The sequence below is a fragment of the Streptomyces sp. NPDC059909 genome, from assembly GCF_042730885.1.
GTDB lineage: Bacteria > Actinomycetota > Actinomycetes > Streptomycetales > Streptomycetaceae > Streptomyces.
In genome coordinates this window covers 115,513-124,360 of sequence record NZ_JBHWKX010000018.1, presented here as the reverse complement: position 1 = coordinate 124,360, position 8,848 = coordinate 115,513, and the positions used below count along the sequence as shown (strand labels likewise).

The 8,848-nt window shown below is 68.3% G+C and carries 11 protein-coding genes and 1 pseudogene; 3 read left to right on the top strand and 9 right to left on the bottom strand.

Features of this window, described 5'->3' with window-relative positions:
* Positions 1-93: 93 nt before the first annotated feature.
* A complete protein-coding gene (locus tag ACFV9O_RS15490; protein WP_385417435.1) occupies positions 94-234 on the bottom strand; it encodes a helix-turn-helix domain-containing protein in 141 nt (46 codons plus the stop codon).
* 45 nt (positions 235-279) lie between these two features.
* Here ACFV9O_RS15490 and ACFV9O_RS15485 point away from each other — a divergent pair, with 45 nt between their 5' ends.
* Together ACFV9O_RS15485 and ACFV9O_RS15480 are read left to right on the top strand one after the other, a co-directional pair.
* Positions 280-606: a transposase gene (locus ACFV9O_RS15485; RefSeq protein ID WP_385417420.1), complete on the top strand. Its 327-nt coding sequence runs from the start codon at positions 280-282 to the stop codon at positions 604-606.
* Positions 504-1,289 (top strand): annotated as a pseudogene (locus ACFV9O_RS15480) (IS3 family transposase); the annotation flags it as partial. The gene ACFV9O_RS15485 and the pseudogene ACFV9O_RS15480, both read left to right, overlap by 103 nt.
* A gap of 52 nt (positions 1,290-1,341) precedes the next feature.
* On the opposite strand, the gene ACFV9O_RS15475 reads toward ACFV9O_RS15480, so the two are convergent.
* The 4 genes from ACFV9O_RS15475 to ACFV9O_RS15460 all read right to left on the bottom strand — a co-directional run bounded on the left by ACFV9O_RS15475 (position 1,342) and on the right by ACFV9O_RS15460 (position 4,648).
* The gene (locus ACFV9O_RS15475) at positions 1,342-3,411 is read right to left on the bottom strand and encodes a recombinase family protein (RefSeq protein ID WP_385417417.1); all 2,070 of its coding nucleotides are present in this window, start codon (positions 3,409-3,411) and stop codon (positions 1,342-1,344) included.
* Positions 3,412-3,438: 27 nt separating this feature from the next.
* A complete protein-coding gene (locus ACFV9O_RS15470; protein WP_385417414.1) occupies positions 3,439-3,684 on the bottom strand; it encodes a hypothetical protein in 246 nt (81 codons plus the stop codon).
* A gap of 28 nt (positions 3,685-3,712) precedes the next feature.
* Complete coding sequence (locus tag ACFV9O_RS15465; protein WP_385417413.1) at positions 3,713-4,195, bottom strand: transposase; 483 nt, start codon at positions 4,193-4,195, stop codon at positions 3,713-3,715.
* A gap of 174 nt (positions 4,196-4,369) precedes the next feature.
* The gene (locus ACFV9O_RS15460) at positions 4,370-4,648 is read right to left on the bottom strand and encodes a DUF5372 family protein (RefSeq protein ID WP_385417411.1); all 279 of its coding nucleotides are present in this window, start codon (positions 4,646-4,648) and stop codon (positions 4,370-4,372) included.
* 2 nt (positions 4,649-4,650) lie between these two features.
* Here ACFV9O_RS15460 and ACFV9O_RS15455 point away from each other — a divergent pair, with 2 nt between their 5' ends.
* Positions 4,651-4,917, top strand: a complete 267-nt coding sequence (locus ACFV9O_RS15455; protein ID WP_385417432.1) for an integrase core domain-containing protein — start codon at positions 4,651-4,653, stop codon at positions 4,915-4,917.
* A gap of 5 nt (positions 4,918-4,922) precedes the next feature.
* On the opposite strand, the gene ACFV9O_RS15450 is transcribed toward ACFV9O_RS15455, so the two are convergent.
* The 4 genes from ACFV9O_RS15450 to glmS form a co-directional block, all read right to left on the bottom strand.
* A complete protein-coding gene (locus tag ACFV9O_RS15450) occupies positions 4,923-5,081 on the bottom strand; it encodes a hypothetical protein (protein ID WP_385417408.1) in 159 nt (52 codons plus the stop codon).
* A gap of 2 nt (positions 5,082-5,083) precedes the next feature.
* Positions 5,084-5,653 carry a hypothetical protein gene (locus ACFV9O_RS15445; RefSeq protein ID WP_385417405.1) on the bottom strand — a complete coding sequence of 190 codons (570 nt, stop codon included), beginning with the start codon at positions 5,651-5,653 and terminating at the stop codon, positions 5,084-5,086.
* Between the two features lie 858 nt (positions 5,654-6,511).
* On the bottom strand, positions 6,512-6,880 hold the full coding sequence (locus ACFV9O_RS15440; protein ID WP_385417402.1) for a holo-ACP synthase: 369 nt from the start codon (positions 6,878-6,880) through the stop codon (positions 6,512-6,514).
* Entirely contained in the window at positions 6,877-8,724 is a 1,848-nt protein-coding gene (glmS, locus tag ACFV9O_RS15435; protein ID WP_385417399.1) for a glutamine--fructose-6-phosphate transaminase (isomerizing), read from the bottom strand. Before glmS ends, ACFV9O_RS15440 begins: the two co-directional genes overlap by 4 nt.
* Between the last annotated feature and the right edge of the window lie 124 nt (positions 8,725-8,848).

The window sequence follows — 8,848 nt, the reverse complement described above, 5'->3', positions numbered from 1 at the left end:
CAAGCAGCGTGCCAAGCGCCACGACGTCGGCAAAACAATCAAACGCGCCGAATCGATCAAGGAACACCAAACACAACGGGGTTAAACGCCAAGCTAAGGGTTCGACGTGATTGAGCGTCGGAGCCTTCGAGGGTCGATGTTGTCGAGGGAGTCCCGGCCCGCCGCCAGCTCCGGCACGTACTTGTAGAGCGTCGTCCGCGAGACGCCCAGGAGCTTGGCAATCGAGGTGTGAATCGCCCCGGCTCGAATGGAGACTCGATTTCATGAAAGGATCGAGTCATGGCACGACCTTCCCGTTACCCGCTTGAGCTCCGCCGTCGTGCGGTGCGCATGGTCGCCGAGGTGCGCGACGATCACCCGAACGAGACGGCCGCTTTGCAGGCGGTGACCGAGAAGCTCGGCATCGGCTCCCGCGAGACGCTGCGGAACTGGGTGAAGCAGCACGAGATCGACGCGGGGACGCGAACGGGGACGACGACTGAGGAGTCCGCCCAGCTCAAGGCATTGAAGAAGGAGAACGCCGAACTGAAGCGGGCCAACGAGATCCTGAAGGCCGCGGCAAGTTTCTTCGCGGCCGAGCTCGACCGGCCACACACACGCTCGTAGCGTTCATCGACGAGCACCGGGACCGCTTCGGCGGCGTCGAGCCGATCTGCAGGACGCTCACCGAGCACGACTGCAAGGTCGCCCCTTCCACGTACTACGCCCACAAAAAACGCCTCGAGACTCCTTCCGCCCGTTCCCTGCGCGATGAGGAACTCAAGGAGCGGATCCAGGAGGTCTACACATCCAACTACCGTGTCTACGGGGCCCGGAAGATCTGGCGTGAGTTGAACCGGCAGGGGCATGCCGTGGCCCGCTGCACCGTCGAGCGCCTCATGCGCGAGCTCGGTATCACCGGCGCCGTCCGCGGCAGGAAGGTGATCACGACGATCCCCGATCCGGCCGCCGAGCGGGCCCCGGACCTCCTCGACCGCGACTTCGTCGCCAGTGCCCCCAACCGCTGCTGGGTCGCCGACTTCACGCACGTCGCCACCTGGAGCGGGGTCATCTACGTCGCGTTCGTCGTGGACACCTTCTCCCGGCGCATCGTCGGCTGGTCGGCCTCCACCTCCAAGGAGACCAGGCTCGTCCTGGACGCCCTGGAGATGGCGCTGTGGCAACGCGACCGGGACGGATTCCCGCATTCGCAGGGCGAGTTGATACATCACTCGGACGCGGGGTCGCAGTACACATCGTTCGCGCTTGCCGAGCATCTGGACCGAGCAGGGATCGCGGCATCGATCGGCTCGGTCGGCGACGCCTACGACAAGCACTTGTCATCACACTGCTCCTCTTCTCCTATCGGGTTCGCTTTGGGGTCGTTGTTGCTGGTCGGCGGTGGTCGAGGCGTACGCCTTGCTGGACGCGGGGCGGCTTGGGCCCCGGGTGTGGGTAGAGACAGGCGTTCTTGTCGTTGTACTTCTCGCCCTCGATCAGTCCGGCCCGGTGCCACTTCCAGACGGTGGGGACGCTGACGCCGAGGAGTTCGGCGAGTTCGTAGGCGGTCAGCAGGCCACGGTCCCGCAGCCGGTCGAAACGGCTTGTGAGCTGGTAGTCCTGGCGGATGTCGCGGACCAGGAGGCGGTGGAAGGACAGCCCCTTGCCGCTGGTCAGGCCACGCTGGTTGAGGATGTCGGCGATCTCCGCATCGGTGTGGTCCTCGAGGAGGGTGTCGATGGCGGCGACGACGGGCCTCGGGGTCTGCCACAGTTTCCCGCCGCCCAGCGGGAGAGACAGGTCGAGGGTGTGGTGCCGGCCGCCGGACAACCGGACCTGGACGGTGATCCGTTCGGCCTTGATGAGGGTGACGTCCGTGATCAGCAGGCGGGCGATGCGTTTGCGTTCCCGCATCGGGGTGCCCGGATCGTGCCAGAGCCGGTGCACGTCGCCGGCCAGGTGGGCCAGCTTCTCCCGCAGCGCCGCGTTGACGGGTTCGGCTTCAGTGCGGGCGCGTTCGATGTCCTTGCGGGCGGCGGCGACCTCGCGCAGGGCCGCGTTCCAGTCCGCTTCCAGGCTGTCGGCGACCAGTCGGTTGTCCGGATCGACCGCAAGATAGCGTCGTTTGGCCAGGTCGGCGCGGTGCTGAGCGCGTTGGAGGTGGGTGGAGCGGAGCCGGTCGGCCTCGGCGGCCTGGGCGGCAAGGCGGTCGGTGACCTTCAGGGCTGCCTCGACGGCGAGCGGGGTCAGTTCTTTCAGGAGCAGGTCGGCGACGGCCTGTTCGATGCCGGGGCCGGGGATGCGCTGGCAGACCTTACCGCCGTTTTGGATGGCGTGGGTCATGCACCGGTAGTCGGAGACTTCGCGGCCTTGCCGCAGGTGATAGGCGATGGTCATGCGCCTGCCGCAGCGGCCGCAGAGCACCAGGCCCTGCAGCAGTGCGGACCCCTCGCGCGGTGCGGTCGCGGTCCGCTCCAGGCCGCGGGAGGCGGCCTGCGCGGCGAGTGCCTGTTGGTTCGTCTCCCATCGGGCGAAGGTCACATAGCCCTCGTGGTGATCTTGGATGAGGGTGTCCCACTGCTCGCGGGGCAGCAGCCGGATGTGGGTCCTGCCGTCCGCACTGCGCTCGACCTTGCGCCGTCCGTAGCAGAACGCCCCTGCATAGAGCGGGTTGTGGAGGAGGTTGAGGACCTGCCAGTGCTTGAGCGGGCCCCAGACCAGCTCGCCCTTGCGGGGGCCGGTGCAGATGCGGGAGGGGAAGGTGAGGCGGTCGGCGGCGAAGGCCTTGACGACCTGGCGGGCCGAGCCGGTCGCCGCGAAGAGGTCCAGGACGTGTTCGACGACGGCCCGCACCGAAGTGTCGGGGTCCTTGACGATCCGGTCGGCATAGTCGTGGACATAGCCGACCGGCAGGCCCTGCTTCAGCTCGCCGCGGCGGGCCTTGGCCAGCTGCCCGCCCCGCAACCGGGCTGCCAGCAGGTGGAGTTCGGCCTCCGACATGGTGCCTTTCATGCCCAGCACGAGCCGGTCGTTGAAGGTCCGCGGATCGTATAGTCCGTCCTCGTCCAGGATCAGTGTCCCGGACAGGGCACAGATCTCCAGCAGTCGGTGCCAGTCGGTGTTGTTGCGGGCCAGGCGGGACACCTCGAGCCCGAGGACGATCCCGGCGTGTCCCATGGAGACCTCGGCGACCAGGTGCTGGAAGCCGTCCCGGCCCGCACTCGAGGCCCCGGAGCGGCCCTGGTCGGAGTCGATCACGATGATCTGGGCGTCTTCCCAGCCCAGTGCGACGGCCCGGCCGCGCAGGGCGTACTGCCGCTGGGTGGACTCGCTGTTGTTGACGACCTGCTTGAGCGAGGACTGGCGCACATACAGATACGCGTCCCGCCGCAGATGATCCGCCGTGACCTTGCCGGTCTGCTCGATACTCACCGCACCCTCCTCGCCGCGTCGTTGTGGTCATCCGCTGCGGCAGCCTCCGGCCGCCGTCCATGCCATGCGCGCCAGCACCTCCACCAACTCGCCGGCCACTGCGACCGGCGCCGTCGGCCGATACCGAACGGCCTGCGACGGCACGGGGATGGGGGCAACTGCCTTGATCCAGGCAGCCATGCCGGAGCGGGCCAGCACCGCCCAGCCGTGCCGGGATCCCCCATCGGCACCGCCGAGGACCGCGGCCCGCAGGTCCTCATACCGGCGGGCCATTTCGGCCCCACCTGCCCGGGACACCGTCTCACCAGCGGTGATGGGCTTCCTCCGCAGAGCGTGGCTCGCGCCGCCTGGCCAGGGCTTTCTCCACCGACCGCGGATGAACGGTGATCCCGAACCGTTCCAGGACCGCTTCCGCCAGCTGGGCCGGCCGCACCGAGGCATCGCCGGCCCGGAGTTGTTCGATGAACTCCATGACCTCCTCGGTGAGCTTGCGCGGTCCCTTCGGGCCGGGCTTGCCCGGCACCAGCGCGGCCGGCCCGCCCGCGTCCAGCGCGGCGGCGATCACATAGAAGCTCTGCCGGCAGAACCCGAAGGCCGCAGCGGCCTGGGCCACAGGGATCTTGTCCACCCTCACCCGTCGCACCATCTCGTACTTGACCTGGACCACATCGTCCGGGTCCAGGAACGGACAAGCGGCGAAGTCCTCGTCGGTCACGGCTTCGGGCCGCGGATTGAGCGCCCGGAACTCCTTCAGTGCAGCCTTCTTGCCTGCCGGCTGGTTCATCGCGCCTCCCCGTCGATCCCGATGTCCCCAGAATCAGACCGCCCACCACCGGGGCCAAGAGCGCGAAGGCCGAGCAGAGAAGCGGAAGAAGCAGGTCACAGACCATCCCGAACCTCCGCACGCCCCCAGCGGCACCTGCGAGCGCCCCCGGCAGCGGCCTCAATCCCACGACGATCACGGCGTCATCTCCCCGACACCGTTCCGGCTGCCAGACAGCAGCCCGGCCACCAGATCCGCCAACTCGATCAGATCCCCGGTCCGATACGGACAACTGCCGCGGGCCGTCGCGACGAACGCGTCCACCGGCGCCATATCGGTCCACTCCAGCGGGAACGAACACCTTCGGCCCTGCCTGTCCAGGACCAACACCACATCTCCGCGCCACGAGTTGAGCCGCTCGAGGAACTCGAAAGCCTCACCGCACCGGGGATGAAACGGATGGATCAACCGCACGCATCCATCGTCAACGCGGGGATCGAGCGCATTCGACGGTAAATGCCAACGCCCTGATGGAATCGACGATCGGCCTGTTCAAGACCGAGTTGATCAAACCCGGCCGGCCCTGGAAGGGGCTCTCCCAGGTCGAGCTCGCCACCGCCGAGTGGGTCGACTGGTACTGCCACCGCCGACTCCACGGTGAGATAGGCCACGTCCCGCCCGTCGAGTACGAGGCCAACCACTACATGGAATCCGCGAAACCCCAGGTCACAACCACAATCTGAGATCTCTACCGAACCCGGGGCGGTTCAGTGATCGTGTTCTCCGGATCGGTCAGCAGTCCGCGAGCGTGCCGGACCTGTTCCTCCGTCATGGCGGGGGGTGGCCGGACGATCCGTTCCCCGCGGGCCCGCGCCGCCGCCGCCAGGCCCTCGTAGGTGCCCTGCACGATCAGGAGGATGCCGTGAGACGGGAGAGGACCTTGTCCCGCCACTGTGGGTCCGCGTCTCCCAGGCGGCTTGAGAGAACCGCGATTTCTGCGCTGATCTTGGGCAGTCGTGCGGCGCATCGAGGTGCCTTCTGCTTGAGGACGCGTGCGATCGCGGCACTGTCCTCCTCGCTGGGAAGCCGATTCCTTTTGCTACCGGCAAGCAGTTGGTTGCGGCCCTTGAGCCAGTAGGTCAGCAAGGGGCCATCGATCTTCTTGCGGGTCTTGTTGTGGAGTCTCAGTAGCTCATTTGCATCGTCTTCCAGCAGGTTGATCAAGCCTAGGCGGCTGGGCGACTTGTCATCATCAGTGACTTTGGCGACTTCCTGCGCCCATTGATCGAGGGCTTGGACGAGGGCGTGCGCCAGCCCGTCGAAGCGGTCGATTGGTTCCCCCATGAAGGCCTTCGGCAGAAGTTCTGTTGCAGCGCCGTGGAAAGGATCAGCAGGACGGGGGCGCGGACCCGTTTCTGAGGTGCCCTGACTGCGGGCGCCCTCGGTGTCGTCACGGCCCCGCAGGTTCTGGTCCTTCACGAGAGCGTCTCCGACCGCTGTGGAGTCCGCCGGACTGTTGAGGACAGCTGTTTCAGCGGACGAGGCTGGGGCGAGATCAGCGGCAGCAGCCGCTTCCCAGAGGCTATGGAACCGCGTCACCTCCTCCATCGACTCTTTGCCGCCCGGCACCCGCCTCGCAAGTTCAGCTACGAGGACCTCCACGAGGCCCCAGCCAGGCAACCGCGGCTTAGTAAAGGCGTCATGGATGCGACTTGAACTGGCCACTCCGTGACCGAGCTCCTTAGCCAACTCGCGTACCGATGGCCATCCGGCACGCCGATGCAGAGTGTGCAGTTCATCGCTCAGGCGCTTGCGAGGTCCTGGGACCAACAACGGTGCCGTGAGTCTGGGCATGAGTCGTCCCCCGTGCGCGTCCAGAACTGTCCGATTGCGTCCAGCGGCCAACCTACCGCGTCCGAACTCGTACGTGGGCGTCGTGAGTTGTGGATAAACGTCAGCACACGTCAACCGCCAATTCAGGGGTTCCAGCCTGGTGAGACCAATCAGAACTCACCGAGGAGAATGAGTGCTCGACACAGCGCTGAACCTGATGGCCCAGGGCCTGCTCACCCAGCTTCCCGCCAGCTTGATCACGGCCGCGCTCACCGCTTTCGCTGCCTGGGCAGTCCGCAGAGGGCGGGGAAAGGGTGATTGAGAAGTGCCAGGCGGGGCACAGGATTCAAGCGCGGGGGGGCCCTCCGAAGAAAGTGCAGGGGGTCGTCCAGTTGGTGGGGGGGGGGGGGGTGGGGGTTTTGTTGGGGGGTGGTGGGGGAGTCCGTCCGGCCCCCCCCCCCCCCCCCCCCCCCCCCCACCCCCGCAACGCCGCCGGAGGCAGCGTCACCCCTCCGCGATCACCACCGCCGACGCCACGCCCGCGTCATGGCTGAGCGAGACGTGCCAGGACCGCACCCCCCGTGCCTCCGCAGCCGCCGCCACCGTCCCCCGGACCCGCAGCCGCGGCTGCCCGGACTCCTCGACGTACACCTCGCAGTCCGTCCAGAGCAGCCCGGCCGGCGCGCCCAGCGCCTTCGCGACCGCCTCCTTCGCGGCGAAGCGGACCGCGAGCGAGGCGACTCCCCGCCGCTCCCCGCTCGGGAGGTGCAGCTCGCTCGCGAGGAACAGCCGGTCCGCCAGCGCCGGCGTCCGCCGCAGCGCATCGTCGAACCGGTCGATCTCGGCGACGTCGATCCCCACCCCGATGATCATTCGACGGTGACCGACTTCGCCAGGTTGCGCGGCTGGTCCACCTCGTTGCCCCGGGCCGTCGCCAGCTCGCACGCGAACACCTGCAGCGGCACCGTCGCGACCAGCGGCTGCAGCAGCGCGGGCGTCGCCGGGATCCGGATCAGATGGTCCGCGTACGGGGCCACCGCCTCGTCGCCCTCCTCGGCGATGACGATCGTCCGCGCTCCCCGCGCCCGGATCTCCTGGATGTTCGACACGATCTTGTCGTGGAGGACGGACCGGCTCCGCGGCGACGGCACGATCACCACCACCGGAAGGTCCTCCTCGATCAGCGCGATCGGACCGTGCTTGAGCTCACCGGCCGCGAAGCCCTCCGCGTGCATGTAGGCCAGCTCCTTGAGCTTCAGCGCTCCCTCGAGGGCGACCGGATACCCCACGTGCCGCCCCAGGAAGAGCACGGTGTTCTTGTCCGCGAGGGAGCGGGCCAGCTCCCGCACCGGCTCCATCGTCTCCAGGACCCGGTCGACCTCGTCCGCGATCTTCGACAGCTCGCGGACGACCGCCTGGATCTCGTCGCCCCACTTGGTGCCCCGCACCTGCCCCAGGTACAGCGCCACCAGATAGCACGCCACCAGCTGCGTCAGGAACGCCTTCGTCGACGCGACGGCGACCTCGGGGCCGGCATGGGTGTACAGCACCGCGTCGGACTCCCGCGGAATCGTCGACCCGTTGGTGTTGCAGATGGCCAGGACCTTCGCGCCCTGCTCCCGCGCGTGCCGCAGCGCCATCAGCGTGTCCATGGTCTCGCCGGACTGCGAGATCGCGATCACGAGCGTCCGGTGGTCGAGGATCGGGTCCCGGTAGCGGAACTCGCTCGCCAGCTCCACCTCGCACGGAATGCGCGTCCAGTGCTCGATCGCGTACTTGGCGATCATCCCCGCGTGGAAGGCCGTGCCGCACGCCACGATCACCACCTTGTGCGCCTCCCGCAGCACCGCGGCCGGAATCCGCACCTCGTCCAGCGTCAGGGACCCGCTCGCGTCGATCCGTCCGAGCAGCGTGTCGGCGACCGCCTTCGGCTGCTCGGCGATCTCCTTGAGCATGAAGTAGTCGTAGCCGCCCTTCTCCGCGGCGGAGGCGTCCCAGTCCACGTGGTACGTCCGCACGTCGGCGGGCGCGCCGTCGAAGTCGGTCACCGTGACGGCGTCGCGCCGCAGCTCGACCACCTGGTCCTGCCCCAGCTCGATCGCCGACCGCGTGTACGCGATGAACGCCGCAACGTCCGATGCCAGGAAGGCCTCCCCCTCCCCCACCCCGACCACCAGCGGCGAGTTGCGGCGGGCCCCCACGACCACGTCCGGCTCGTCCGCGTGCACCGCGACCAGTGTGAACGCGCCCTCCAGGCGCCGGCACACCAGCCGCATCGCCTCCGCCAGCTCGCCGCAGGACGAGAACTCCTCGGCGAGCAGATGCGCGACGACCTCGGTGTCGGTCTCGGACGCGAGATCGTGCCCGCGCTCGGCCAACTCGGCCCGCAGCGCAGCGAAGTTCTCGATGATGCCGTTGTGGACGACGGCCACGCGCCCGGCGTTGTCCAGATGCGGATGCGCGTTGGCGTCGGTCGGCCCGCCGTGGGTGGCCCACCGGGTGTGCCCGATGCCCGTCGAACCGCTCGGCAGCGGCCGGTCGACCAGCTCCTTCTCCAGGTTCAGGAGCTTGCCCGCCTTCTTGGCCGCGGCCAGCCCGCCGTCGGCGAGCACGGCGACGCCCGCCGAGTCGTACCCCCGGTATTCGAGCCGCTTGAGCCCCGCGATCACGACATCGAGCGCGGACTGCGCTCCCACATAACCCACGATTCCGCACATGGCCGCAGCCTACGGCGTGCACCGCGCGCCGCCCCGGACCCGGGGGCGGCTGTCCCGGCCGACCGTCCCGTCCACCCGCGACTGTGACGTACGCCACCGGCATTCCTGTCCGGCGTGTCCGCAG